A 26373-nucleotide genomic window follows, 5' to 3' on the forward strand; every position below is an offset into this window, starting at 1 on the left:
AGGCGCGTATGCGCTTCACAAGGGCCTGAGTCGTCCCTTGGTCGGTAGATCCCGACCAGCTCCGAATGCCAGGACCTCGGTGCGATAATCCTTGTGCCCGGCGACACCGTGTTCATGCACTGCCTCGTCGAGAAGCATCTCGCCCGTCCGGCCGGCGAGGGAACCGCCGAGGTGCCCCTGCTGCTGTGCCGGCCCACCGGAGCCGTGGGACGGCTGCCGGTCCTCTACTACCTGCACGGGGGCGGCATGGTCATGGGCCACGCCCGGCAGAACCTGGGCTACGTCCTGAAGTGGGCGCAGGAGCTGCGGGCGGCCGTCGTGTCGGTCGAGTACCGCCTGGCCCCGGAGCATCCCTACCCCGCGGCGCTCGACGACTGTCTGGCCGGGATGGCATGGATCACCGGCCATGCCCCAGCGGGCGGAAATCGATCCGGAACGTGTTCTCGTCGTCGGGTTCGGCGGCGCTGGTGCTCTGGCTGCCGGCCTGGCCCTTCGTCCGCGCGAGGGGAAGAAGCCGCGTCCGGTGGGGCGGACGCTGGTCTGTCCCCTGCTCGACGATCGCAACGACACGGTGTCCGCCGTGCAGCTCGCAGACCTCGGCGGCCGGCACCGCGGCACCAACGAAGCAGCCTGGACACACGCGCTCGGTTCGCTCCGGGACACTGCCGACGTGCCTGTGTACGCCGCGCCCGCTCGCGCCGAGGACCCGTCCGGGCTGCCGCCCACCTCCCTCGAGGCCGGCTCAGCCGAGACGTTCCGGGACGAGATCGTGGCCTGCGCGTCGAGTATCCGGGCCGCGGGCGGGGATGCGGAGCCGCAGCTGTTTCCCGGCGGTTTCCACGGTTTCGACTTCCTCGCCCCCGGGGCCGCCCTCTCCCGCGACGCCCGGGACGTCCGGCTGAAGTGGCTGCGCCGGACACTGACAGTTCTCACCGAACCCGGCGGGGCCGCCGGGTTCGGCCGAGAGGTCTGACCCGATACCGGGGATCAGGCCGCGACGAGCTCCTGCTCGCGGTCCGGCGTCCTGCCCTTGGGCGTCCTGCCCTTCGGCGTCTTGTTCGGCAGCGAGAGCCGGAAGACCTTGTGCCACGCGGAGAACACCTGCTTGGGCAGCGGCCCGGCGACGTAGTCCAGCTCGTACTTCTCGAACAGCGCGCGCACCTTCACCGCGACCTCGGCGTACCGGTTGCTCGGCAGGTCCGGGAACAGGTGGTGCTCGATCTGGTGCGACAGGTTGCCGGTCATGAAGTGCATGGCCCTGCTGCCGCTGATGTTCGCCGAGCCCATCATCTGGCGCAGGTACCACTGGCCGCGCGTCTCGCCCTTGATGGACCGGCGCTCGAAGACCTGCACGCCCTCGGGGAAGTGCCCGCACATGATCACCGAGTGGGACCAGAGGTTGCGGACCAGGTTCGCGGTGAACGTGGCGGCGAGCGTGGGGAGGAACGACGGGCCCGACAGCAGCGGGTGGACCACGTAGTCCTTGAGCACCTGCTTGCGGATCTTGCGGCCCACGGCCTTGGCCCGCGCGCGGAACTCCGGGTTCTTGCGGCGGCGCTTGTCCAGGTTTTTGCCGAGTTCCAGGTCGTACGCCGCGATGCCGTACTCGAAGAAGCAGGCGTTGACGAAGTTCCACAGCGGCTGGCCGAGGTGGAGCGGGTGCCACGGCTGGTCCTCGTCGACGCGCATGATGCCGTAGCCGAGGTCGTTGTCCTTGCCGATCACGTTGGTGTACGTGTGGTGCAGCTCGTTGTGCGAGTGCTTCCACTGCTCGGACGGCGAGACGTGGTCCCACTCCCAGGTGGTGGAGTGGATCTTCGGGTCTCGCATCCAGTCCCACTGGCCGTGCAGGACGTTGTGGCCGATCTCCATGTTGTCCATGATCTTCGCCACGGAGAGACCGGCGGTGCCGAGCAGCCACGCGGGCGGGAAGATCGAGAACAGCAGTACGCCCCTGCTGACCAGCTCGAGCTTGCGCTGCGCCGAGATGACCTTACGGATGTAGGCGGCGTCCTTCTCGCCACGGCTGGCGATCACCTCGTCGCGGATCGCGTCCAGCTCGCGGCCGAGCTCCTCGATCTGCTCCGCGGTCAGGTGGGCGGTGGGGTCGATGGCGGTCAAGGTGCTCCTACCGTTCGATGTCACAGGGGCCCGCCGCGGCGGACACACAGGTCTGGATGAGGACGCCCGGCTCGGCCTCGGTGATCTCGCCGGTGCGCAGGTCGCGGACGGCGCCGGCCTTGAGCGGCGTGACGCAGCCGAAGCAGATGCCCATGCGGCACCCGGAGGGCATGAGCACGCCGGCCTCCTCGCCGACGTCCAGCAACGGCGTGGCGCCGTCCGCGTCGGCGGTCGTGCCGGTGGTGCTGAACGTGACCTCGCCGCCGTCGCCGGCGACGACGATGCTGGGGCGGAAGCGTTCGGTGTGCAGGCGCTCCTGTACGCCGTGCTCGCTCCAGTGCTCTTCGGCGGCGTCGAGCAGGCCCGCGGGCCCGCAGGCCCAGGTCTCGCGCTCGGCCCAGTCGGGCACGAGGGCGTCGAGACGGGCGATGTCGAGTGTGCCGTCCGTGTCGGTGTGCACCTCGGTGAGCCGCAGCTTCTTGTTCGCGACCAGGTCGTGCAGTTCGTCGCGGAAGATCACGTCCTGCGGCTGTGGCGCGCAGTGGACCATGACGACGTCGTCGAACTCGTTGTCGCGCAGCATGCCCATCACGGGCGTGATGCCGCTGCCGGCCGTGAGGTAGAGCACCTTGGCGGGCTTGGCCCGCGGCAGCACGAAGTCACCGGTCGGCTGGTCGAGCTGGATCAGCGTGCCCGGCTTCGCCCTGCGGACCAGGTGGTTGCTGACCTTGCCGTCCGGGATCGCCTTCACGGTGATCGCAACGCGGCCGTCCTGGCGGTTCGTCGGCGAGGTGATGGAGTAGGCACGCCACAGGCGCACCCCGTCGACATCGACCCCGATCCGCACGTACTGACCGGCTGTGTGGCCGCGCCAACCCCGCCCCGGTCTGATCACGATGGTCGCGGCGTCACCCGTCTCGGGGTGCACGGCCTCGATGCGCCCGCGCAGGTCAGCGCCCGCACGCAGCGGGCTGACCAGGTCGAGGTAGTCCGACGGCAGCAGCGGCGTCGTGACCATCTCCAGTACTTTCCACGCCCTGCTGCGGAGGGCTGCACTCGTCATGACTCCAGCTTGATGCGCCTCAGGGCGTAAAGTCCTGACCGCAGGACGTAAATCTGATCGGCTGAATTGTTCGCAGGGAACAGAACGTGAGCCATGCAATCCGGAGGGCCAGCGAACTGGCCCTGGACGAGACGACGGTCACCGCGCTTCGGGCCGCGCTGAAGACCACCGCCGACGAGGTCGTCCAGGCGATCATCGACGAGGTCCCTCCCTACGCCAACGCCCTTTCGGGCCACATGGGCGCCACCATCCGCCGAGCCGTCCGTACCGCCCTGGGGCACTACCTGGACCTCGCGAGCGGGAACGCCACGGGCGGCGACGCCGGTGACGCAGCCTACGAACTCGGCCGCGGCGAGGTGCGCGACGGCCGTTCGATGGACGCCCTGCTCAGTGCCTACCGCGTCGGCGCCCGCGTGGCCTGGCGATGCCTGGCAGCGGGTGCCGTACCCGCGGGTCTGCCCGCCGCCGAGGTCGCCAAGTTCGCCGAGCTGACCTTCGCCTACATCGACGAGCTCTCCGCCGCGAGCGCCGCGGGCCACGCCGACGAACTGGCCGCCCGGGGCAGGGCCCACGAGCGCCACCTGGAACACCTGGCCCGCGACCTCCTCGCGGGCGCGAGCCCGGACGTGCTGCTGGCCTCCGTTCAACGGGCCGGGTGGCAGCCTCCGGTTTCGCTGACCGCGGTCCTGCTGCCCGCCGCCCAGGCCCGGCCGGCCTACCGCGCGCTCGACCCGGGCACCCTCGTCCTCGACGATCTGCCGGACGCCACCGGTGTACTGCTCGTCCCCGATGCCGACCGATCACATCTCCTGCGGCAGCTGACCGACCGCACCGCCGTGGTCGGCCCGGCCCGGCCATGGACGCGTGCACAGGCCTCGTATGCACGAGCCATGCGCGCACGCTCCCTCTCCTCCGACATTCGCGACACCGAGGACCACCTGCCCGAGCTGGTGCTGAGCGCCGACGGGGACGCGCTCGCAGACCTGCGCGCCCGAGCCCTGGCACCGTTGCGGACCTTGCCCGTCGCGACCGCACGGCGGCTGGAGGAGACGTTGCGGGCGTGGCTGCTGCACCAGGGCAGGCGGGACGAGGTGGCGGCGGCGTTGTTCGTCCATCCCCAGACGGTCCGGTACCGGATGGCGCAGGTGCGGGAGCTGTTTCCGGATCTCGCATCGCCGCAACGGGTCCTCGAACTGACGCTGGCGGTCGGTCTTCGAGCCGGCTGACGCGCACTCCGGCGACGAGGCGGTGCCGGACACCTGGTGGGGCCTCGTCGTCCCTCGCGTCCGTTCCTCGCAGGCTGAGGACGACCGTGCACACGCCCGCCGAGTACGGGGGCTGTGGCCGTTCGTCGTCGGTTCCGTCACCTGGTCCGCGGCGACTGCCGGTGCCGGTGGCTGAGCGCTTTCGCCTCCTCCGCGAGAACCGTTGGCCGAGCGGTCCGGCTCCTCACTCAGGAGCTGCCCGTCTCCCTCGATGCGGGAGCGGAGGCGTCGGCCAGGTCGGCGCCTGTGTCGGCGTCCCGCTCGGCTCCGCGGTTGCCGTGCCAGTCCAGGCACATGACGGTCGCGTCGTCTGCCAGGTGTCCCTCGTTGGCGTCGACGACCGCCGCGATGAGGGTGCGGGCCGCTTCGCGGGGGTGCAGTGCGCGCGTGCGGACGATCAGATCGTCCAGGTCCACGCTGCCGGCGTTGCGTTCCAGCATGCCGTCCGTGAGCATCACCAGCCGGTCACCCGACCGCAGGTCCAGCCGCTGGACCCGGTAGGTGTGCGCCACCTGGAAACCGAACGGCATATCGATCTCCGGGGTGATGCGCCGTACCTGTCCGTCCCGCATCACCAGCGGCCAGGGATGCCCGGCGTTGATGAACTCGCTCTCGCCGTCGACGAGGCTGATCCGCAGTATCTGCCCGGTGACGTAGCCCTGACTGTGATCGCGCATGGCCTGGTCGGCCTGGTGGGCCTGTTCGACGAGGCCGGCGCCGGCCCGGCGCGCCCGGCGCAGGGCGCCCACGGCGAGGGTGGCCAGGAGCGCGGCGGCGACGTCGTGCCCCACGGCGTCGGTGACGGAGAGCTGTACCGTGTCCCGGTCGATCGTGTAGTCGAAGGTGTCGCCGCCGACGTGATCGGCGGGCTCCAGCGCCCCGGCGACCGCGAACTGCGCCGCCTCGCACGCCAGTGACGACGGCAGCAGGCGGTGCTGGATCTCCGCCGCCAGGCTCAGCGGGCTGGTACGGCGGCCCCACTGATACACATCGGTGAAGGACCGGTTCGCGATGACGATGTAGGCCAGGGCGTGCGCGCTCTCGCCGATCTCCCGCATCGTCACCGCGTCCGGCGCCGCGGGCAGGAACAGTTCGAGGAGACCGATGGCATCCCCGCGGTTGGTCACCGGGGCGACCACGCGCACCCGCCCGCCCTCGGCCATCTCCTCCACCCCGGGCCGCTGGGTGCGGATCACGTCGTCGTACAGGGTGTCCCGCAGGGGGATGCGCCGGGCGGGCTCGTCGGTCTCGATGCTTCCCGCCGACCCCAGCCGTACGACCGAACCACCGGTGAAGTCGGTGATCAGGAACGACACCGAGGCAGCCCCGAGGTGCTCCTTCAGCATGAGCGCGACCACGTCGAGAGACTCCACGGGTGCCGCCGCCTCCGCCGCCGCCAGCACCCCTGCCAGAGTCGTCGCACCGCCCAGGCTCTTCCCGACTCCGGCAGGAGGGGTCATCGGGCTCTGCCCCTGCCTGGCTTACCGCCGCTCACACCGGCTCCCTGCCGCTGGCTGGTCCTCCGGGCCCCGTCCGGAACGCGGAAGGGGTCGGCACTGGGGCCGGATACCCGCAGCCCCATTGCACCACAGCGGCCCGGGCGGGCGGGTGGAAGTTGCTCGAACGAGGACGGGCACAGTACGGCATCGGCACCGTCACGTCCCCCGAGGGTCGCCGGCGGGGCCGGCCCGGGCTGTGCGGCGATCACCTCGGCAGCGAGCGGCGCGAGAACCCTCGACAGGCCGGCCATCGGCACCGACGCGGCCGACCGCCGTACCCACCGCGCGATCGACGCCACCCGCGAAGCCCCCGCCAGGTGGCCGCGCCCCACACGCCGGCACCGCGTCCCTCCCGGCCGTTCCCCCGTCTGGCGTCAGTACGCCTGGAGGCGGACGGCTCACCCGCGGCGCCCTCTGTCCGCTCCACCGCGCGCTGTCGTTCCACCCGCTGGACGGCGCAGCCCCGCACCGTGTTCCACCGGCTGGTCGGGCAGCCAGTGGATCACCTCGGCAGCCTCTCCGGTAACGTCAGAACATGAGTCATCCGCATCCTGAACTGAAAGCCGCCCCTCCCCTGTCCGAAGGAGGGCTGAGGGTCGTCGCCCTGGGCGGTCTGGGTGAGATCGGCCGCAACATGACCGTCTTCGAGCACGCCGGCAAGCTGCTCATCGTCGACTGCGGCGTGCTGTTCCCCGAAGAGACCCAGCCCGGCGTGGACGTGATCCTGCCGGACTTCACCTCGATCCGCGACCGCCTGGCGGACATCGTCGCCGTGGTGCTCACCCACGGCCACGAGGACCACATCGGTGGCGTGCCGTACCTGCTGCGGGAGCGCTCCGACATCCCCGTCGTGGGCTCGAAGCTGACCCTGGCGTTCCTGGAGGCCAAGCTCAAAGAGCACGGCATCAGACCGCGCGCGGTCCGGGTCCGCGAGGGAGACCGACGGAGTTTCGGCCCCTTCGACTGCGAGTTCGTCGCGGTCAACCACTCCATCCCGGACAGTCTCGCCGTCGCCATCCGCACGGAGGCCGGAATGGTGCTGCACACCGGGGACTTCAAGATGGACCAGTTCCCGCTGGACGACCGCATCACCGACCTGCGCGCCTTCGCCCGCCTCGGCGAGGAAGGCGTCGACCTCTTCCTGACCGACTCCACCAACGCCGAGGTCCCCGGCTTCACCACCTCCGAGCGCGAGCTGAACCCGGCGATCGAGCAGGTCATGCGTACCGCACCGCGCCGGGTGATCGTCTCCAGCTTCGCCAGCCATGTGCATCGCATCCAGCAGGTCCTGGACGCCGCGCACCAGCACGGCCGCAAGGTCGCCTTCGTGGGCCGCTCCATGGTCCGCAACATGGGCATCGCCCGCGACCTCGGCTACCTGAAGGTCCCCAAGGGACTGGTCGTCAGTACCAGGGAACTCGAGAAGCTTCCCGACCACAAGATCACCCTCGTGTGCACCGGATCCCAGGGCGAGCCGATGGCGGCTCTGTCCCGGATGGCCAACCGCGACCACATGATCCGCATCGGCAAGGGCGACACCGTCCTGCTCGCCAGTTCCCTGATCCCCGGCAACGAGAACGCCATCTACCGGGTGATCAACGGGCTGACCCGGTGGGGCGCCCATGTCGTCCACAAGGGCAACGCCAAGGTGCACGTCTCGGGGCACGCCAGCGCCGGTGAACTCGTGTACTGCTACAACATCGTCAAGCCGCGCAACGTCATGCCGGTGCACGGCGAATGGCGCCACCTGCGGGCCAACGCCGACCTCGCCATCCGTACGGGGGTCGATCCCGAGCGGGTGGTCATCGCCGAAGACGGCGTGGTCGTCGACCTCGTGGACGGGCGTGCGTCGATCACCGGCAAGGTGCCCGCGGGCAACGTCTACGTGGACGGCATGGAGGTCGGCGGGGCCACCGAGGCGTCCCTGAAGGACCGGGTCACCCTCGCGGAGGAAGGCGTGGTCACCGTGGTGGCGATCGTCGACGCCGACACCGGCGCCCTCGCCGAGACACCCGACTTCCTGGCCCGCGGGTTCGTCCACGACGACACCACCTTCGAACCGGTCGTCCCCGTCATCGAGAAGACCTTGGCGACCGCAGCCCGGGAAGGCGTCGGCGACGCACATCAGCTGGAACAGCTCATCGCCCGCGCCGTGGCGAACTGGGCCTTCCGGACGTACCGCCGCCGGCCCCTCATCATCCCCGTCATCATCGACGCCTGACCGCCTGGTCGTCTCCTTCGGCGGCCTGTGCAAGGGCCGCCGGCCTTCGGGCCCGGCACGACTGTCGCCCCCTGTCGAAAGGATGACGATGCGATGACCTGGGGGATGTCACCGGGCCCGAAGGGGGCCGTCGGAGACGCTGATCAGAGGCCCGAACCGCCGCCCGGCCGGGCGGCGGGCGGCAGATGTGCACACCGTGGCTGCGTGCGAACGACATCCACGACCCCGCGCATGGCGATGACCGCCAGGGCCTGATCGACCGGCTCGGCATGGAACCGACCGGTTGGACATCTGCTTTCGGACAACCGTGGCCGCACGTTTCCCCACAGCAGCACTGCCTGTCACCGGAGCCCAGTAGAGTCCCTCCTGTTTCACTGCCAGGTGCTCTCGGCCGCCGAGGCCGGGCACGCGAGCCTGTCCAGAACGGGTGTGAAGTGAACAGTCACTTACGACTCAGAACGCGTACGGCGACGGCGGTCCTGCGGACCAGGTTCGCCGCGATGGCAGGAACGGTCGCGATGCTCGCGGCCGTCCTCACCGGCACGTCCGTCACCACGGCGAGTGCCGCCGAAACCGCGCCCCTGCAGGCCGCGGCAGGCGGATGGTCCTGCGACGGGGAACCGGTTCCCCCCGGGTACGTCATCACCTCGCTCGACCGCACCGGCTGCAACGGCAGGGGTCTCTGGTACCAGGAACCCGCCCACGACAAGATCTGGACCTGCTCGGGCTCCCCGATCGTGGCCGGGTACGTCATCACCGGCCACAACGCATACGGTTGCAGCGGCATCGGCTCCTGGTACCACCAGCTTGTCCGCGACGGGATCTGGACCTGCTCGGGGTCCCCGATCGTGCCCGGGTACGTCATCACCGGCCATGACAAGTACGGGTGCGGCGGCATCGGCTCCTGGTACCACAAGCTCGCCAGCGACGGCATCTGGACCTGCGGGGGTTCTCCGATCGTGGCCGGGTACGTCGTGACCGCCTGGGACAAGTACGGGTGCGGGGGCATCGGCTCCTGGTACCACAAGCTCGCCCGTGCCGGCCTGTACGTGTGCCCCACCTCGCCCGTCCCGCCCGGGTTCCGCGCCACCACGGGCAGCGCGAACCAGTGCAGTGGCCTCGGCGGAAGGCTCCTCGTCAACGCCTGACCCCGGTCAGTCACACCTCACGCCTGCCGTAGGCGCGCTGAAGGCACCACGATCCGTGTGGTGCCTTCAGCGCGTTCCCCCGCGGGCGGGCGGTGCCTCGGCGGTACGCGGCCTCCCCCGCGGCCGGGCGCCGGATGTGCGGGGCGCGCCGCCTCGGGAACGACTGCGGAGCAGGCGTCGGCGACCGGCTCTGCCGGCGGTTTCGGCCGACGGCTTCTCACTTGGCCGGATTCATGTGAGATAGAGCACTTATCAGAACCATAGGCAGGGACGGCGACGTCAGCCTAGAGTCCTGGGGTTTGCGGAGCGTTTGCCTCCGCTCCACCCGGCCCGGCCATCTGCTCCGTACACGACCTGGACGCGGGCGCAGAAACCGGGCCGATTCCCCGACTCACGAGGAACCGGGAAGCACTCGCATGAGCACGTTGGAAGCCTGGGTCGTCGACCTCAACGACGTCTTCTGGACTTATCTGCTGATTCCGCTGGTCGCCGTCGCCGGCGTCTGGTTCACGTTGCGCTCCAAGGGCGTGCAGATCCGCCTGATCCCGGAGATGTTCCAGGTCTTCAAGGACAAGCCGCAGTCCGGGGTCAGCCCCTTCGGCGCCTTCACCATCTCCGCCGCCGCGCGGATCGGCACCGGCAACATCGCCGGCGTGGCCACCGCGATCACCATGGGCGGCCCCGGAGCCGTCTTCTGGATGTGGATGATGGCCCTGGTCGGCGGTGCCTCGGCGTTCGTCGAGTCGGTCCTGGCCCAGTTGTACAAGGTGCGCGACACCGAGCCCGGTACGTACCGGGGTGGCCCGGCCTACTACATGCAGAAGGCGCTCGGAATGCGCTGGCTCGGGGTGGTCTTCGCCGTTCTGATCACGCTGACGTTCGGGTTCGTGCTGACCGCGGTGCAGTCCAACACCATCACGGTGGCCACGAAGGGGTCCTTCGGCTCGGACGCCTCCTGGTTCAGCCCCGTCCTCGGCGTCGTGCTCGCCGTGCTGCTCGCACTCGCGGTGTTCTTCGGCGTGAAGCGCCTGACGGCCGTCACCAAGGTCATCATCCCGGTGATGGCCGGGCTCTACCTGCTGGTCGGCCTGGTCATCGTGCTTCTCAACCTCGGCAGCGTGCCGGGCATGCTCGGCGACATCATCGGCGGGGCCTTCGGGTTCCGCGAGGTCGCGGGTGGCGCCGTGGGTACAGCGATCCTGCAGGGCGTGCGGCGCGGCATGTTCTCCAACGAGGCGGGCATGGGTTCCGCCCCGAACGCCGCCGCGGCCGCGGAGACCACGCACCCGGTCAAGCAGGGCCTCGTCCAGACCCTCGGCGTCTACTTCGACACCCTGGTCATCTGCACCATGACCGCCTTCGTGATCCTGTCCGCCAACCCGACCCTCGGTGAGCGCGGCGGCGCGGACGTCACGCAGGCCGCCTTCACCAGCGCGCTCGGCGAGTGGGCGGGGCACCTGCTGACCCTGGTGGTCTTCATGGTCGCCTTCAGCTCCATGATCGGTAACTACTACTACGGCGAGTCCAACATCCAGTTCATCACCCGCAGCAAGAGCGTGATGAGCTCGTACCGCGCAGTGGTCATCGCCTGCGCCGTCCTCGGCGCGATCGGCTCGGTCCCGCTGGTCTGGAGTCTGGCGGACGTCACGATGGGCGCGATGGTCCTGGTCAACCTGATCGCGATCATCCCCCTCGGCGCGGTCGCCTTCCGCCTCCTCGACGACTACATGGACCAGCGCAGCCGGGGCCTCGACCCGGTCTTCCGCAAGGACCAGGTGCCGGACCTGCGCGGCGAGGTGGAATGCTGGGGCGCGTCGGACGAGGGCTCCGCCCCGAAGGATCGGGCCCCGGCCGGCTCACTCTGACACGAACGGCCCCGGCAAGGGCCGTACACGTCGAAGGGCGGCATCGTGTAAGGATGCCGCCCTCGGGCGTCACGGGGCCGGACTGGGGCGTCAGGACTGCGGCCGGGGCCACCGTGCGGGCGAAGCCGGGTGCCCTGCGAACCGGCCCACCGCCTCATTCCGCACCCACTACGAACTCGAATTCGGGGCGGTCCCACGGTACGGCGGGCGGGTTCGCGAGCGCGGTCCCGGTCCGCACGGCACCTGCGCGGTGGTAGAAGCCCTCGGCGGGGCGATGCGACACGACCTTGACACGGTCGAGCCCGGCGGCGCGGGCCTCGGACTGCATGTGCGCGACGAGCAGCCGTCCGATACCCCGGCCCTGCGCGTCGTCGGCGACGAACAGCAGGTCGAGCTCCGGTGGAGCGAGGACGAGCGAGTAGAACCCGAGGACCCGGCCTCCGTGCTCGTCGGCGTCGACGGCCACGAAGACGCGGTGGGCCTCGATGTAGTCGGGCCCGACCCGGTAGCCCGCGACTGCGGCTGCGTACTCCCCCGCGTAGGCGCCCGAGCCCCGCACGAGCCGCGTGAGCCGTCTGGCATCCCGCTCACCGGCCCTCCGTATCGTGATCGGCCGGCTGATCGGGGAAGTGCGTGAACTCACCGGGGGAGTATGTCGCACAGCGGCGTGCCGTCGTGCGGCGGGCGGTGAGTCAGCGCACGCCGACCACGACCCCGACCTGATGCGCTGTCGGATCGACGTCGAAGGCGTCGGGTGTCCCTGCTTCGGCCGGCTCGTCGCGGGTGAGCGGGCCATGTGGAGCCACCGCGGACTGCCGGCCGGCACGCGGTCCGTGTGACGCGCTCACCCTTCCGCCGGGGCGATTGCGCTTGAGTAACTCGCCAAGTCAGATACTTGCACTTGATGTTAAGTTGCCCGCTCCCTAACGTTCTCGGCATGAACCTCACTGTTCTCGCGGCCTCCGGCCGGACCGGCATCGCCCTCACCCGACAGGCACTGCGACGGGGTCACACCGTGACCGCCATCGCGCGCCATCCCGAGCGAATCGACCTGCCCCCCTCCCCCAACCTGCGCGAAGTGGCGGGCGACGTGAACGACGCGGCCAGTATCGCCGCCGCCGTGGACGGGGATTCCGTGGTCCTTTCCGCGCTCGGCACGGACCGGGCCGGAACACTCCTGACCGGCGCCCTCGCCGTCGCCGCCGCCGGCCCCCGGCGCATCATCTGGCTCGGTGCCTACGGCACGGGCGAGTCGGCCCGGGTCGCGGGAGAGGGCGCGGGTGTCCTCGCCAAGGTGCTGGGCGACCGGCTCGCGGACAAGGTCGAAGCCGACCGGACCGTTCTCGCGGCCGGGGGCACCGTCTTCCACGCCGGGATGCTCGCCGACGGGCCGGAGAGCCCTCGCCGGCGCACGGTCGGCCTGGAGGCCGCACCGCCCTTCGACCTCGGTGCGAAGGTCAGCCGGGACACCGTCGCCGCGGCGATGCTCGACGAAGCCGAGTCGCCCCGTTTCCCCGGCGCCGTGGCCCTGCCGCTGGCGGAGTAGGCGCCCGGGGTCAGCAGGCGGTGATCTCGTCGATCGACGCCCGGACCTGCTCGCGGAGCCAGGCGTGGGCAGGATCGGAGTCGTAGCGCTGGTGCCAGTTGCAGTTGATCGTCACCGCCGGGAAGTCGAGCGGAAGCGGCCGGGCGAGGAGCCCGAACGCCTCGATCAGCGGGCGGCCGAGAAGCGCCGTGCAGGTGACCAGGGCGTCGCCGCGGGCAGCGATCTGCAGGGCGGTGGACACCGTCGCCACCGCCGCGACCACCTGGCGCCGCAGGCCTTCGGCGGCCAGCACGTCGTCGATCGGTGCGGTGAGGCGGCCCCGCCGGGAGATCACCACATGCGGCTGCGCCGCATAGGCGGCCAGGTCGAGTCCGGTGGCACAAGGGTGGTCCGCGCGCATCGCCACGACGAGCCGGTCCTCGCCAAGGGGCTCGGACCGGAACTCGGGCAGACTCGGCATGCCGCCACCGAGTTCCAGATCGACACGGCCGTGGCGCAGGTCGTCGGTGTCGACGGAGTGCTCCGCCAGCACCCTCAGCCGCACCCCGGAAGCCCGCCGCCGGACCCTCTCGAACAGCACCGGCACCAGTGACGCGGCCGCCGCGTCGTGACACTGGATCGTGAAGGTCCGCTCCAGTCCGTCCAGGTCCAGCTCACGGACCGGTGACAGCACTTCGTGGGCCTGCCTCACCAGCCGGTGCACGTCCTCCCGCACCGACAGCGCGTACGGGGTCGGGGTCATCGAGTGACCGGTGCGCACCAGGATGTCGTCCCCGGTGACGGCGCGAAGCCGGCCGAGGGTGCGGCTGACCGCGGGCGAGGACAGGTGCAGCCGCTCGGCGGCGCCCATCACGCTGCCCTCTTCGAGCAGGGCGTCCAGCACGGTCAGAAGATTCAAGTCCAGTTGCATAGAAGTAAATCCTCACACTGCGTCAATCCACCTCGTTCAACTTCAGGAGCATCCCATGAGCCAGGAACCGCTTGCCGCCACCGTCGACGCCGTCCGCCGCGCCGGTGCCCGCATGATGACCCGCTACTCCACCGAGTCCCGTCCGCCCGGGCTCCCCGAACTGCTCGCCAGCCTCCAGGCCAATGACGCGGCCGTCGTCGACACGTTGCGCCCGGCGCTGTCCGAGGCCCTGCCGAGCGCGGGCTGGCTCAATGACGAACACGGGTCGGGACCGCTGGCCACGGGCGAGTGGTGGCTCGTCGACCCGGTCGGTGGCAACGTCAACGCCGTGCACGGCATGCCCGACTGGAACATCGGCGTGAGCCTCGTCCGTGACGGCCGCCCGGTGCTGGCGGTGGTCCACTTCCCGGTCTCCGACGAGATGTTCACCGCCACCGAGGACGGTGGGGCGTTCCTCAACGGCGTACGGCTGCGGGTCTCGGACAAGACGTCGCTGGACGGCGCGCTGACCGGGACCGGGCAGGCCAAGCCGGACCACGATCCCGCGCTCGCGAAGCGGATGGGCTCTGCCTTCGCGGCGATGACGGACTCCGCCCTCCACGTGCGGGTCTCCGTACCGGTGACCCACCAGCTCGCCCAGGTCGCCGCGGGCCGGATGGACGCGCACTGGCAGTTCGACAACGTCCGGTCCCACGCGGCGGGGGTGCTGCTGGTCCAGGAGGCCGGGGGCGTCGTGACCGACCTCGGGGGCGCACCCTGGGACCTGGCCGTCGAGAGCTACCTCGCCGCCGCGCCGGGTGTGCACGCCGCCGCGCTGGAGGTCCTCACCGCCTGAGGCACGTCCGGAGCCGCCCTCCTCGTCACCCGCCGTGGTTCCCACTGCTGTCCCACTGCGTCCGGCCACGGGAGGCCACGCCCCGTGGCGCTCCGTGGGCGGTCCTCTCAGCGACGACCGCCCCGGTGGCTCACCGGGGTCGCGCCCGGAGGGAAGATCCCGTGGCGGTGACGTCGCGGGCGCGGGGTACGCGCGCTGGGGGAACCGCTTCCACGAGGCTTCGGCTTCCGGCCGAGTACGAGTCCGTCGAAGCGGCCGGCAAAGAGCCCCGCACACCGGCGCCCGGAACCGCTCGGCCCGAGCCGATCGTGTGACGAGCGTCCGGACCGCTTGGCCGAGGCGGTCGAGCAGGGCTTGGCCTCGTGCGCCGGCCCGACAGGCACAGTGAGCGACGTAGGAGTACGTATATGAACTGGTTCACCTCCGCAGCGGGCGCAGGTCTCGTGCTGGCCGCGCTGCGCGACGTGTTCCACACCCTGTGGCATCCCACCGCACGCGGCAGTCTGAGCGCCCTGGTGCTGCACGGATCGTGGCGCGTGTCCCGGCGCGTCGGCAGGCGGGGACGGCTCACCTCCGTCGTGGGGCCGGCCGCGATGGTCGCGGTGATCCTGGCCTGGACATCGATGGTCGTGGCCGGCTGGACGCTCATCTACTGGGCCCACCTGCCCGAGGGCTTCTCCTTCGGTCCCGGCCTCCGGCCGGACCAGCGCGCGGACCTGCTCGACGCGCTCTACCTGTCGCTCGTCAGTCTCACCACCCTCGGCTTCGGCGACATCGTTCCGACCGATGCCTGGCTCCGCATCGCCGTCCCCGTCCAGGCCCTGATCGGGTTCGCCCTTCTGACCGCGGCGGTCTCATGGGTGGGACAGACCTATCCGGCCCTGGCTCGCAGGCGTGTCCTCGCCCTGCGCCTCGCGTCGCTGCGCACCGCACGGGAGACCACGGGCCCGGTGGACGCGGCGTTCACCGCGACGGTGCTGGAGGACCTGGCGGTCCAGGTCGGCCAAGTCCGCGTCGACCTGAACCAGCACGCCGAGACGTACTACTTCCAGGACGACGACGACAGCCCCTCCCTGCCTGCGATGATCAGCTACGCCATGGACCTCGCCGCCGAGGGCCGGCAGTCGCGGAGAGACGACGTCCGCATGAGCGCCGCCATGCTGGCCCATGCGCTGGAGAGCCTCGCAACGATACTCGGACGGCAGTTCCTGCGGACCCAGGGCGATCCCGAGCAGATCTTCGCCGCCTACGCACGCGACCACGACCGCCTCCCGGTCCGGGCCCGGTAGTGCTGCGCCGCCACGCGTGAGCGTGCCGGGTGAGGAGCGCCCCCGGGGTGTGGGAGCCGGGGGGCGAGCGGCTCCGGAGCGAGTGGGCGCCGTTCGTGGGTGACGTGTCCGGCAACGAGCGGCTGCGACCGGCACGTCCCTCCGCGAACGCCTCAGGACACCGGGCGGCCCGGCCGCCGGATGACCCTGCGCATCGCGTCCACCACCAGCGAGACGACATCCAGCACCAGGATCAGGGCGGCCAGCATCAGGCAGGCACGCGCCGCCGTCCAGGACCCGGCGGCGACGGCGCGCGCGTACGAAGCCACCCAGGGCCCCGCACCTCCCACGTCCCAGACGGGCCCCTGCGGGTGGGCGGCACCGACCACTTCGCCCAGAAGCCGGCTCGAAGCGGCGAGCACCATCAGGCCGAGGGCCGCGATCACCATTCTCCTCAGAAGCGGCCGTCGCTTCAGTACCCCGTCCACATGACCCCCTCCGCAGCGCCCGGCGATTATACGAACCGATGCGCTTGCCGGCCGCACCGCGCACGGGCCTACTGAGGAGTGCGGCCGGTGAGAGCGCCGCCGGGGTCATCGAGCAGGGCGACGCGGACGGTGATGCGTTTGCCGACCGGCTCCCTGTGGGCCTCGAAGCTCTGGGCCACGGCCATCACGATCTCCAGCCCGTGCTGCCCCACCCGGTCCGCATCGGCAGCCCGGGCCACCGGCAGGTCCGAGTTCGCGTCCCACACCACGACTTCGACCGTGTCACCGGCGATCCGCAGATCCAGCAGCGCCGGGCCCGGCGCGTACTTGACGGCGTTGGTGACCAGCTCGCTGACCACCAGCTGGGTCAGGTCCATCGCTCGCTGGGAGACCGGCAGGCCGTGCTCGGCCTGCACCCGGGTCAGAAAGGCCGCCGCCCGGCGGCGGGCCCGGGAGATATCCGACTTGTCACCGTCCAGGGCCACCGTGCTCTGTATGGACTGTACGAACGGCGCGATGCCGTCCCCGCCCAGAGGCCCAGAATCCATACCGGCCACCTTCGCTACCCCGTTCATGCCCCGGCGCATACCCGCTCCCGCGGGTCGTACACCCCGTCCCTTCCGACGGCCTCCTGCTCACGGGAATCAGCCGCGCCGTGAGGGCGGCCCTGCACAGCGGGGCGTCGGTGTGCAAGTATCGCGGACATGGCGGAGGAGAGAACGACGGACAGCGGAGCAATCGAACAGCCGGGTGGACTGTCGGTCGTGACCACTGCCACCGAAGGCGTCCGGGTGCTGACCCTGGCCGGAGAAGTCGACCATCACACCGTGGGCCGGTTCCGGCGGGACCTGGACGTCACCGGCACCGTCCGGCCTCGCATCGTGATCGACATGCGTCAGGTCACCTTCATGGACTCCAGCGGCCTCAACGTCCTCATCGCCGCCCACCAGGACGTCGCCGCAGCCGGCGGCTGGCTCCGCCTGGCCGGGCCCACCGACACCGTGCTGCGCGTCCTGCGCCTCGTCGGCGTGGACCAGCTCATCGACTGCCGCCCCAGCCTGCGCCAGGCACTCGTTCCCTGACGGCGCCGCCCTCCTCGCTGCCGTGCGCGCCCGGGCAGCGCGCGGCCCGGCCACCCTCTGGGGTGTTGGAGAGCCGGTGGCGGTCCGCGGAGCGCTGACGGCGGGCCCGGCCGCACACTCCGTTCACAGGATCGCCTTGCGCAGCAGGTACGGCAGCCGGTGCACCGCCCACGCACCGACGCCGCCGAGGACGGCGCCGGCGGCGACGTCGCTGGGATAGTGCGCTCCCGAGTGCACCCGCTCCACCGCCACCGCCGCGGCCGGCAGCGCGCACGCCACACCGGCCGCCGGCCACACCAGCGCCACCGCACCGGTGAATCCGCACGCGGCCGCGGTGTGCCCGGACGGGAACGACGACGAGTCGGGGCGGTCTTCGACGTCGTCGTGCGGTATCCACTCCTCGGGCGGACGCCGCCGCTCCCACAGCTGCTTGACCACCGCGTTCGACACCACCTCGGACACCGCCATCGCGGCCAGCCCCGACAGCGCGGCACGCTTGCCCCGCACCCCGCCCGCCGCCGCCATGACCAGTGCCGCTCCCCACCACAGCTTGGTCCGCTCCGCCGCTGCCCCCACCACCGGCGCGCACCCGCGCACCCACTCGGAGCTCCACCCGGCCACCTGCCGCACGGGAGACCGCTCCGCCCGGCGCAACTTCGCTTCCACGTTCATGACCAGGTAAGTGACCCGCACACGTCGAATCAATCCGGAACGCGTACGGCGGCATCCCCGCCTGGAGGACTCTGCCGACACATCATCCCGTTTTGTCCTCGGGCGGCAGTTTGCGGGTGTCCCGTGGCTCGGCGTAGGGCTCGTCAGCGGGCGGGTGGCCGTCCTCGATCGCCCGCTGCCGCTCCGACTCGGCGTTGAACTCCAGGCCGAGCAGGATGGCGATGTTCGTGATCCAGAGCCACACCAGGAAGATGATGATGCCGGCGAACGTGCCGTAAGTCTTGCTGTAGCTGCCGAAGTTCGCCACGTAGAAGGCGAAGGCCGCCGATGCGACGATCCAGATGAGGACGGCGATCAGGCTGCCCGGGCTGACCCAGCGGAAGCGGCGCCTGATGTTCGGCGCGGCCCAGTAGAGCAGCGCGATGGCTACGCTGACCAGCAGGACCATCACCGGCCATTTGGCGATGTTCCACACGGTGACGACGGTGCTGCCCAGCCCCAGGACGTCCCCCGCCTTCCTGGCCAGGCTTCCGGAGACGACGACACCGACCGCGGTCAGGGCCAGCAGGACGATCACGGCGACGGTGATGCCCAGCCGCGTCGGCAGCGTCTTCCACACCGGCCTGCCCTCGCCGATGTCGTACACGTTGTTGGCGGCGCGCATGAAGGCCGCCACGTACCCGGAGGCGGACCACAGGGCGAGGACGAGACCGAGGACGAGAGCGATGCCGGCCTTCCCCTGGCCGCCGCCCAGTTGTCCGAGCATGGCGGTCAGGATGTCGCCCACCGCCCCGGGAGCGAGACCGGCGACGTTGTCGATCAGCGGCTGGATCGCCGCTTCGCCGATGAGACCCACGATGGACAGCAGGGCGAGCGCGGCGGGGAAGAGCGCCAGGATTCCGTAGTACGTCAGGGCCGCCGCCCAGTCGGTCAGCGCGTCGGCCCTGAACTCCCCGACCGTCCGTTTGAGCACACTGCTCCACGATCGTTTGGGCAGGTCCCCCGGCCCTTTCGCCGACTCGGAGCCACCGTCGCCGGCCGGGCGGCCGGGTGGTTGTTCGGATCGCGCCATGACTCCTCCGTCGTACTCCGCCCCGTCGCCGTTCGGCGGGGCACCACTGCAGCCACCGACGCTAGGACCACGGGACCGCGAACGCGGCGAGCGAAGGCTCGCAGCACCGCGCTGTCGCCCTGATAGAGCAGTCACGGCGCCGGGTCCCGACGCCCCGGGCTGGTCCGCACCGTCCGGCTCCGGCGGCCCGGGGCCCCGCGGGCCGCCGGGTGCGCGGTACCGCCCTGTCGCGGACCGGCCGGACCTGCGCCGCGTACGCCGCGCTCCGGGGCCGGTCGGCGTGCCGGGCGGCAGGTCGTATGCGGCGTGCGCGCCGGGGCCGTACGCGCCTTCCGCGCCGGAGCCGTACGCGCCTTTCTGCCGGGGCCGTACGCGGCCTCCGCGCCGGGGTCGCGTCCCCCGCCGGCCCGGCGCGAGGCCGCCGTCAGGCGTCTCCGGGCGCTTCGTCCCACTCCGTGACGACGCGCATCCGCTCGCCCTGGGCGCCGAAGAGACTCAGGAACTCGACGGGCTGCTCACCCGCGTTGCCGAACGCGTGGGGCAGCCGTGTGTCGAGCTCCGTGGCCTCCCCGGCCGTCAGGACCACGTGGCGCCGCCGGACGCGGACGACGTGAGCGCCCCCGAAGGGGCGCGCGACGTTCCGCCGTCGCGGGGGCGCCACGTACCGACATCCGTGCGTGGACGCCGGGACGCGCCCGCTGTGCGCCGGTTCGTGCCTGACCAGGGGCACGGTCGCCGGCCGTGGCCCGGGGCGCTCAGCGGCTGCGGGGGGCCACCAGGCCCGAGTCGTAGGCGAGGATCACCGCCTGCACCCGGTCGCGCAGGTGGAACTTCTCCAGGATGTGAGCGACGTGGGTCTTCACCGTCGTCTCGCCGATCCCCAGTTCGGCGGCGATCTCCGCGTTGGAAAGCCCGCGGGCCAGGGTGCGCAGTACGTCCACCTCGCGTCCGGTCAGCGCGTCCAGGCGCGGCGGGACGGGGGGTGCTCCCTCGGAGGGCATCTGCGCGAACCGTTCCAGCAGGCGCCGGGTGACGCGGGGCGCGAGGACGGACTCGCCCGCGGCCACCGTACGGATGGCGGCGACCAGGGAGTCTGCCGGGCCGTCCTTGACGAGGAAGCTGCTGGCCCCCGCCCGCAGGGCGTCGACCACGTGCTGGTCGAGGTCGAAGGTGGTCAGGATGATGACCCGGCCGGGCAGCCCGCTCTCGGCGATCAGGCGGGTGGCCTCGACGCCGTCCATCCGCGGCATGCGGATGTCCATGAGGACGACGTCCGGGGCGAGCCGCCGGGTCTCCTCGACGGCCTGGTGGCCGTCGGCGGCCTCGCCCACGACCTCGATGTCCGGCTCCGCCTCCAGGATGTAGCGGAAGCCGGTCCGGATCATCGGCTGGTCGTCAGCCAGCAGAACGCTGATGGGCCGCATGGTGTGCAGTTCCTCCGGTGCTCGCGATGCCGTCGTGGTCGGGCAGCTGAAGGACGGCGTGTACGCAGTATCCGCCGCCGGGCCGCGGACCGGTGTGCAGGGTGCCGCCCGTCGCGGCGACCCGCTCCCGCATGCCCAGCAGACCATGGCCGCAGCCGTCGGCGGTCATCGGGGGGCGTGCCGTGGCCGCGGCGGCACCGGCCGGTCCGTCGTCGCAGACGCGTACGTGCAGCCGGTCCGGTTCCTCCCCCCACAACAGGCGCACGCGGGTGCGGGTCGCGCCCGCGTGCTTGACCGTGTTGGTCAGCGCCTCCTGCACGACGCGGTACACCGTCAGGTGGTAGCCCGCGGGCAGCGGTACGGGCGTGCCCGACACCTGGTGGTCGACGTCGAGTCCGGTGGCGCGTACCGCCTCGACGAGCGCGGGCAGCGCTTCGACGGTCGGCTGGGGAGGCTCGTTCGACGGCGCGCTCCCGTCGTCCTCGTCGGTGCGCAGGACGTCCAGCAGCCGGCGCAGTTCGGTGACGGTGTCCCGGCCCGTCTGTTCGACGGTGGCGTGCAGTTCGTGCGCCTTGTCGGGAGAGCGGTCCTGGACGCGGTCGGCCGCGATGGTCTGCACGACCATGAGGCTCACGTTGTGCGCGACGATGTCGTGCAGCTCACGGGCGATCCGTGCGCGTTCCTCCATCACCGCCGCCCGTGCGTTGGCGGCCTGTTCGCGTTCCAGGGCGGCGGCGCGCTGCATGGCCTCGTCCCGGACGGCCGTCCGCGCCCGGGAGAGCCGGCCGAGCGCCCAGGCCGCGAGCAGCAGTACGGCATCGGCCAGCAGCGCGGCGAGCCGGTGCCCGGCCGGCGCGAGGAACGCCTCCGCCGTCGCGCTCAGGGGGATGAACGCGGCGGCCACGAAGGTCGTCACCCACGGACCGCGGCGTACGGCCGTGAGGAACACGGCGGTCGACACGGCCAGGTAGGTGGGTCCGATCGACGTGCCGTCCGGCCCGGCGAGCTGGGGGATGTAGGACAGGTGCTGCAGCGTCCCGGACGCCGCGGCCATCACCAGCAGACTCGCCAGGGGCGCCTTGCGGTGCACGGCGAGGGGGAGGCTCGACAGCAGCACCAGGACGAGCCACCAGTGGTCCGGCGACCGCAGGGGATGTGCGCCGGGCGGGATCGCTTCCGGAAGTGCCAGACACGCCGCCGCCGCGAGGACGGCGAGGGTCGTGTCCGTCACCGCGGCGGGCACCTGGCGGCCCGCGAAGGACCCTGGCTCTCTCATGCCTCAACGGTAAGGGGGCCGCTCATCGGCGCCCGACCTCCCCAGGTCCCGGTCGCGCGGCCGTCCTTCGTCCTTCCGGCCCCCCTCCTCGCGGAGGAGACGCGTGGCCGAGGCCCCCGCGGACGCCGCGAGCCCTCCTCCGGACGAGGGAAGCCTCCGGCCGTCTCATCCGCGGGGCCGACCGTCCGGTTCGACGTGGAGACGGAGCTTTCGGGCGGCGACGGCCGGTGTACTGAAGGCACCCCCCTCCCCACCGAACCCGGAGTTCGACCATGCTCGGAACACGCGGCCGCAACCAGCCCCCCGGCGGCCCCATCGGCATCGACCCGTCACGCAGCGCCGTACGGCTGACTCAGGTGACCAAGGAGTACGGCCGCGGTCCCTCCGCGGTCGTCGCCCTCGACCAGGTGAGCACCGGGATCACCGCCGGCAGCTTCACCGCCGTCATGGGCCCCTCCGGCTCGGGGAAGAGCACCTTCCTGCACTGCGCCGCCGGACTCGACCGGCCCACGTCCGGGACCGTCCAGCTGGGCGGGCAGGACCTCGGTGAGCTGGACGAGAAGCAGCTCACCCGGTTCCGCCGGACCCGTATCGGGTTCGTCTTCCAGGCGTTCAACCTGCTGCCCTCCCTCACCGTCGAGCAGAACATCACCCTGCCGCTGCGGCTCGCCGGGGCGGGCACGGCCCACGGCGCGGTCCACGACGTCACGGCCTCGGTGGGGGTCACCGGTCTGCTCGGCCGGCGCCCCTCGCAGCTCTCCGGAGGGCAGCAGCAGCGGGTCGCCATCGCCCGCGCGCTCATCACCCGCCCCGAGGTGATCTTCGCGGACGAGCCGACCGGCGCTCTCGACCCGGACACGGCCGAGGACGTGCTCGGGCTGCTCCGGAAGGCGGCGACCGATCTGCACCAGACCGTGGTGATGGTCACGCACGACCCGGTCGCCGCCCAACACGCCGACCAGGTCGTCTTCCTGGCCGCCGGACGCGTGGTCCGCCGTGTCGACGCGCCCACCGCCGCCCAGGTCAAGGGCGTCATGACCGAGTTGCGGAGGACCCGCTGATGCTGCGCCTCGCCCTCGCGACCCTGCGCGCCCGGCGCGGTGCCTTCGCCGCCACGTTCGCCGCGCTCCTGCTGGGCGCGGCCGTGATCAGCGCCTGCGGCGTACTCCTCGAATCCGGGCTGCGCTCCGCGCTGCCGCCCGAGCGCTACGACAGGGCCCCACTGATCGTCGCGGGCCGGCACTCCCTCGACCTGGACGTGAAGTCCGCCGACGGCTCCGACTACCGCAGCTCCCAGCCCCTGACCGAACAGGCGGGACTCGACGGCTCCCTGACCCGCGACCTCGCCGCGGTGGAGGGCGTCGCCTCCGTGGTGCCCGACCGTGCGGCAGCGGTCCGGCTGCCGGCCGGGGACCGGGCGGTGACCGGCGCCAACGGTGCCGTGCCGCAGGCGCACACCTGGTCCAGTCACGTCCTGGGCGGCTTTCGCCTCACCGAGGGGCACAGCCCCCAGGATGCCCGCCAAGCCGTTCTGGACACCGACCTCGCCGCCCGCGCGGGGCTGCGGACCGGAGACACCGTCCGGCTGATGACGTCGTCCACCCCGCTCACCTTCGAGGTGGCCGGCCTGGTCTCCCTCGACGACGGCCGTGCGCCCCGGCAGTCGGTGCTGTACGTCTCCGGCGCCGGGCTGCAGCGCCTCGCGCCCGACGCGCCCCTCGTCGCCTTCGGGGTGTTCACCGTGTCCGGCGCCTCCCTCTCGGCGGTGGCGTCCGATGTCGAACACGTGCTGGCCGGACATCACGCGGCCGTGTACACGGGTGACGGACGTGGTGAGGCGGAGTTCACCGACATCGTCGTCGGCGCGGCCAACCTCGTGGAGCTGTCCACCGCCATCGGCGGGAACGTCCTGCTCGTGGCCGTGTTCGTGCTGTGCGCCACCACGTCCCTCGCCGTCCGCCACCGGCACCGCGAGATGGCCCTGCTGCGCGCCGTCGGCACCACTCCCGGGCAGCTCCGCCTCATGATCACGGCCGAGTCGGCCACGGCCGGTCTGGTCGCCGGGGTGCTCGGCTGTCCCCTCGGTGCCGGTGTCGTCCACTGGCTGAGCGGGCAGTTCGCCGGGCGTGGTCTGGTACCGCCGGACTTCCGGCCGGTCGTCGGCCCGCTGCCGTTCCTCGCGGCCGTGGCCGCCACCGTCCTGACCGCCGTGGCCGCAGCCCTCTTCGCCGCCCGGCGGGCGGCCCGCGTCCGCCCCACGGAGGCCCTGCGCGAGGCGTCCGTCGAACCCGCGCGTCTCGGCCGCGGGCGCCTGGCCACCGGCGGGGTCCTGCTCGCCCTGGCCGTCTCCGTGCTCGGTCTCGGCCTCGGTCACCGCACCGACTTCCTCACCCTGGTCGGCCTGGCCAACTCCCTGGTCCTGCTCCTCGTCATCGCCGCCGCGGTCCTCGGCCCGCTGATCACCCGCGCCGCCCTGGCCGTCCTCGCCCCCGTACTGGACCGCACGGGTGTCACCGGCCGGCTCGCGGCGGCCAACTCCCGCGCCCATGCCGCCCGGACGGCCGCCGCCATCACCCCGCTCCTGCTGGCGGTGTCCTTCGCCGCGACCGTCGTCTTCACCCAGACCACCCAGCTGGAGCGCGCCGCGGACGACATCCGCTCCGGCACGGTCGCCGGCCACGTGCTCACCGCCCCCGGCGGCGTCTCCCCCGACCTCGCGCACCGGGCCGCCGAACTGCCCGGGGTGACGGCCGCCACCGGCGTGGTCCGGTCCAAGGCCATCGGCGTGGGTTCGCTCCTGGGCACGCAGGAGACCGTCTCCCTGACCGCCCAGGGCCTCGAACCCTCGGCCCTGACCGCCACCGTCGACTTGGACACACGGGAGGGGGACCTGTCCGCCCTGGCTCCGGGCACGGTCGCGCTCAGCACCACGGCGGCCTCCTGGCTCGGGGTCGGCGTCGGCGACCGGGCCCACCTCCACCTCGGGGACGGCGCTCCCTTCACCGGCGAGGTGATCGCCGTGTACGACCGCGGACTCGGCTTCGCCGACCTGACCTTCGACCACGACCTGCTCCTGTCCCACACCACCGCACGCGTCGACCGGTCGGTGCTGGTCCGGTCGGCGTCCGGCGCCGACGTCGCCCCCGCGCTGTCCGCCCTGGCGAACGACTACCCGGGCAGCGTGCTCGGCGAAGCGCTGGCCGCCGACGAGCAGGTCGAGGAGCAGCGGGCGACGGCGTGGGTGAACTACGTGGTGGTCGGCCTCGTCATGGCCTACACGACGCTCACCGTCGTCAACACCCAGGCGATGAACACCGTCACCCGCCGCCGCGAGTTCGCGCTGCTGCGCCTGACCGGTGCCGGCCGGTCGCAGGTGCTGGCGATGATGCGCCGGGAGAGCTTCACCGTGGCCGCCGTCGGCGGCCTCCTCGGCACCCTGCTGGCCGTCCCGCCCCTCGTCCTGATCGCTCTGGCACTGACCGGCGGGCCCCTGCCGACGGTGCCGGTGCTGGGCTGGCTCACGATCATCGCGGTCACGGGGCTACTGGCGGTGGCCGGAGCGATGCTGCCCGCCCGGGTCGCGCTCCGCGCCCGTCCGGTGGACGCCGTGGGCATGAAGGAGTGATCCACGAGCGCCGACCGCCTGCGTCACCCGCCCGGCGGTGACCCGCCCGCCCCCTCGGACGGGTTCGACCTGCTCGCCGGGGGACGTACCCGGAGCGCGATGCGCAGACCGGCACGGCGGCAGGCTCTCCCCCCCCTCCGGCCCTCAGCGGGCCGGGCGGGGACCGCTCCTCTTCGGAGGGCCGCAAGCGGCACGTCTCACCTGTGGGAAAGCGGGTACGGGCGAGAGCGGACCATCGCCCCGAGACAAGGACAGCCACTGTGTCATCCACGGACGTCGTCGAGCTCATTCTGAAGGACCACCGCCGTATGGAAGACCTGTTCCGTACGATGCGCAACGTCGAGGCCGACCGTGCCGCCGCTCTCGCGGAGTTCGCGAACCTCCTCGTCGCACACGCCTCGGCGGAGGAGGACAAGGTCTACCCGGCCCTGCGCCGCTACAAGAACGTGGACGGCGACGACGTCGACCACGGCGTCCACGAGCACCATGAGGCCAACGAGGCGCTGCTCGCCCTGCTCCAGGTGGAAGACACGGCGTCCGAGGAGTGGGGGGAGAAACTCGAGGAACTCGTCACGGCGGTCAACCATCACGCGGACGAGGAGGAGCGGACCCTCCTCAACGACGCCCGGGAGAACGTCAGCGACGAGCGCCGCGCCGAACTGGGCCGGGCGTTCCGTGAGGCGCGCGCGGCCTATCTGGACTCCGGATGCGGCAGGGTCGAGAACGTGCGCGAACTGGTGGCCGCCGCCGGCGACTGACCGTACGCGGCCCGCGGTGACGCGTACGTCCGGGGCGGTTCCGGGGACGCGTGCGGCCGGGGTCGTTGCGGAGACGCGTGCGGCCGAGGTCGTTGCGGGACGCCTCGGCCGGTTCCGGCCTCCTGGGTGAAGCCGATGCCGGGTCCTCGGGGACGGGGACGGGGACGATGGGCGGTGGGACACCAGAGCGCCAGCAGGGCACCCCCCCCCCGTTCCCTCCCTTCCTCACACCCAC

General features: G+C 71.8%; 24 protein-coding genes and 1 pseudogene. 13 read left to right on the forward strand and 12 right to left on the reverse strand.

All coding sequences use genetic code 11. The features are described 5' to 3' along the window. Window positions 1-252: 252 nt before the first annotated feature. A pseudogene (locus ACVV2G_RS09090) lies at window positions 253-351 on the forward strand (alpha/beta hydrolase fold domain-containing protein); the annotation flags it as partial. A 55-nt stretch (window positions 352-406) separates the two neighbouring features. Then, window positions 407-973 (forward strand): alpha/beta hydrolase, encoded by a 567-nt coding sequence (locus ACVV2G_RS09095; protein WP_453842094.1) that lies wholly within the window; start codon window positions 407-409, stop codon window positions 971-973. Window positions 974-987: 14 nt separating this feature from the next. Here ACVV2G_RS09095 and ACVV2G_RS09100 read toward each other — a convergent pair whose 3' ends face one another. Together ACVV2G_RS09100 and ACVV2G_RS09105 are read right to left on the reverse strand one after the other, a co-directional pair. Then, entirely contained in the window at window positions 988-2121 is a 1134-nt protein-coding gene (locus ACVV2G_RS09100; protein WP_453842095.1) for a fatty acid desaturase family protein, read from the reverse strand. A gap of 7 nt (window positions 2122-2128) precedes the next feature. Further along, a complete protein-coding gene (locus ACVV2G_RS09105; RefSeq protein WP_453842096.1) occupies window positions 2129-3184 on the reverse strand; it encodes a ferredoxin reductase in 1056 nt (351 codons plus the stop codon). Between the two features lie 86 nt (window positions 3185-3270). On the opposite strand from ACVV2G_RS09105, the gene ACVV2G_RS09110 reads away from it, so the two are divergent. After that, window positions 3271-4410, forward strand: coding sequence for a PucR family transcriptional regulator (locus ACVV2G_RS09110; protein ID WP_453842097.1), 1140 nt, complete (start codon window positions 3271-3273; stop codon window positions 4408-4410). Between the two features lie 227 nt (window positions 4411-4637). Here the strand turns inward: ACVV2G_RS09110 and ACVV2G_RS09115 are convergent, their stop codons facing one another. Next, window positions 4638-5909, reverse strand: coding sequence for a PP2C family protein-serine/threonine phosphatase (locus ACVV2G_RS09115; protein WP_453842098.1), 1272 nt, complete (start codon window positions 5907-5909; stop codon window positions 4638-4640). Window positions 5910-6483: 574 nt separating this feature from the next. Between ACVV2G_RS09115 and ACVV2G_RS09120 the strand changes: the two genes are divergently transcribed. The 3 genes from ACVV2G_RS09120 (at window position 6484) to ACVV2G_RS09130 (ending at window position 11182) form a co-directional block, all read left to right on the forward strand. After that, window positions 6484-8169: a ribonuclease J gene (locus ACVV2G_RS09120; protein WP_453842099.1), complete on the forward strand. Its 1686-nt coding sequence runs from the start codon at window positions 6484-6486 to the stop codon at window positions 8167-8169. 500 nt (window positions 8170-8669) lie between these two features. Then, entirely contained in the window at window positions 8670-9317 is a 648-nt protein-coding gene (locus ACVV2G_RS09125) for a hypothetical protein (RefSeq protein WP_453842100.1), read from the forward strand. Window positions 9318-9733: 416 nt separating this feature from the next. Beyond that, window positions 9734-11182 (forward strand): alanine/glycine:cation symporter family protein, encoded by a 1449-nt coding sequence (locus tag ACVV2G_RS09130; protein ID WP_453842101.1) that lies wholly within the window; start codon window positions 9734-9736, stop codon window positions 11180-11182. A gap of 154 nt (window positions 11183-11336) precedes the next feature. On the opposite strand, the gene ACVV2G_RS09135 is transcribed toward ACVV2G_RS09130, so the two are convergent. Next, window positions 11337-11825, reverse strand: coding sequence for a GNAT family N-acetyltransferase (locus tag ACVV2G_RS09135; RefSeq protein ID WP_453842102.1), 489 nt, complete (start codon window positions 11823-11825; stop codon window positions 11337-11339). 294 nt (window positions 11826-12119) lie between these two features. Between ACVV2G_RS09135 and ACVV2G_RS09140 the strand changes: the two genes are divergently transcribed. Beyond that, window positions 12120-12728 (forward strand): NAD(P)-dependent oxidoreductase, encoded by a 609-nt coding sequence (locus ACVV2G_RS09140; protein WP_453842103.1) that lies wholly within the window; start codon window positions 12120-12122, stop codon window positions 12726-12728. Window positions 12729-12738: 10 nt separating this feature from the next. Here ACVV2G_RS09140 and ACVV2G_RS09145 read toward each other — a convergent pair whose 3' ends face one another. Next, window positions 12739-13638, reverse strand: a complete 900-nt coding sequence (locus tag ACVV2G_RS09145; RefSeq protein ID WP_453842104.1) for a LysR family transcriptional regulator — start codon at window positions 13636-13638, stop codon at window positions 12739-12741. Between the two features lie 55 nt (window positions 13639-13693). Here ACVV2G_RS09145 and ACVV2G_RS09150 point away from each other — a divergent pair, with 55 nt between their 5' ends. Both ACVV2G_RS09150 and ACVV2G_RS09155 read left to right on the forward strand, forming a co-directional pair. Beyond that, on the forward strand, window positions 13694-14473 hold the full coding sequence (locus ACVV2G_RS09150) for an inositol monophosphatase family protein (RefSeq protein ID WP_453842105.1): 780 nt from the start codon (window positions 13694-13696) through the stop codon (window positions 14471-14473). Window positions 14474-14880: 407 nt separating this feature from the next. After that, window positions 14881-15762: a potassium channel family protein gene (locus tag ACVV2G_RS09155; RefSeq protein WP_453842106.1), complete on the forward strand. Its 882-nt coding sequence runs from the start codon at window positions 14881-14883 to the stop codon at window positions 15760-15762. Between the two features lie 152 nt (window positions 15763-15914). Here the strand turns inward: ACVV2G_RS09155 and ACVV2G_RS09160 are convergent, their stop codons facing one another. Both ACVV2G_RS09160 and ACVV2G_RS09165 read right to left on the reverse strand, forming a co-directional pair. Further along, window positions 15915-16190: a hypothetical protein gene (locus ACVV2G_RS09160; RefSeq protein ID WP_453842107.1), complete on the reverse strand. Its 276-nt coding sequence runs from the start codon at window positions 16188-16190 to the stop codon at window positions 15915-15917. Between the two features lie 107 nt (window positions 16191-16297). Further along, entirely contained in the window at window positions 16298-16777 is a 480-nt protein-coding gene (locus ACVV2G_RS09165) for an ATP-binding protein (protein WP_453842108.1), read from the reverse strand. 216 nt (window positions 16778-16993) lie between these two features. On the opposite strand from ACVV2G_RS09165, the gene ACVV2G_RS09170 reads away from it, so the two are divergent. Then, a complete protein-coding gene (locus tag ACVV2G_RS09170; protein ID WP_453842109.1) occupies window positions 16994-17311 on the forward strand; it encodes an STAS domain-containing protein in 318 nt (105 codons plus the stop codon). Between the two features lie 123 nt (window positions 17312-17434). Here ACVV2G_RS09170 and ACVV2G_RS09175 read toward each other — a convergent pair whose 3' ends face one another. The 5 genes from ACVV2G_RS09175 to ACVV2G_RS09195 form a co-directional block, all read right to left on the reverse strand. Beyond that, on the reverse strand, window positions 17435-18004 hold the full coding sequence (locus ACVV2G_RS09175) for a phosphatase PAP2 family protein (protein ID WP_453842110.1): 570 nt from the start codon (window positions 18002-18004) through the stop codon (window positions 17435-17437). 61 nt (window positions 18005-18065) lie between these two features. Beyond that, window positions 18066-19055 carry a YihY/virulence factor BrkB family protein gene (locus tag ACVV2G_RS09180; protein ID WP_453842111.1) on the reverse strand — a complete coding sequence of 330 codons (990 nt, stop codon included), beginning with the start codon at window positions 19053-19055 and terminating at the stop codon, window positions 18066-18068. A 424-nt stretch (window positions 19056-19479) separates the two neighbouring features. Beyond that, window positions 19480-19716 (reverse strand): cupin domain-containing protein, encoded by a 237-nt coding sequence (locus ACVV2G_RS09185; RefSeq protein ID WP_453842119.1) that lies wholly within the window; start codon window positions 19714-19716, stop codon window positions 19480-19482. A gap of 94 nt (window positions 19717-19810) precedes the next feature. Continuing rightward, entirely contained in the window at window positions 19811-20479 is a 669-nt protein-coding gene (locus tag ACVV2G_RS09190; protein ID WP_453842112.1) for a response regulator, read from the reverse strand. Continuing rightward, window positions 20451-21755, reverse strand: coding sequence for a sensor histidine kinase (locus ACVV2G_RS09195; protein ID WP_453842113.1), 1305 nt, complete (start codon window positions 21753-21755; stop codon window positions 20451-20453). Before ACVV2G_RS09195 ends, ACVV2G_RS09190 begins: the two co-directional genes overlap by 29 nt. A gap of 272 nt (window positions 21756-22027) precedes the next feature. On the opposite strand from ACVV2G_RS09195, the gene ACVV2G_RS09200 reads away from it, so the two are divergent. From ACVV2G_RS09200 to ACVV2G_RS09210, 3 genes are all read left to right on the forward strand, one after another. After that, window positions 22028-22816 carry an ABC transporter ATP-binding protein gene (locus ACVV2G_RS09200; RefSeq protein WP_453842114.1) on the forward strand — a complete coding sequence of 263 codons (789 nt, stop codon included), beginning with the start codon at window positions 22028-22030 and terminating at the stop codon, window positions 22814-22816. Continuing rightward, a complete protein-coding gene (locus ACVV2G_RS09205) occupies window positions 22816-25380 on the forward strand; it encodes an FtsX-like permease family protein (protein ID WP_453842115.1) in 2565 nt (854 codons plus the stop codon). The genes ACVV2G_RS09200 and ACVV2G_RS09205 overlap by 1 nt, the downstream gene beginning before the upstream one ends. Before the next feature lie 260 nt (window positions 25381-25640). Beyond that, window positions 25641-26138 carry a hemerythrin domain-containing protein gene (locus ACVV2G_RS09210; RefSeq protein ID WP_453842116.1) on the forward strand — a complete coding sequence of 166 codons (498 nt, stop codon included), beginning with the start codon at window positions 25641-25643 and terminating at the stop codon, window positions 26136-26138. Window positions 26139-26373 lie beyond the last annotated feature (235 nt).

Source organism: Streptomyces sp. JK94 (assembly GCF_053613315.1).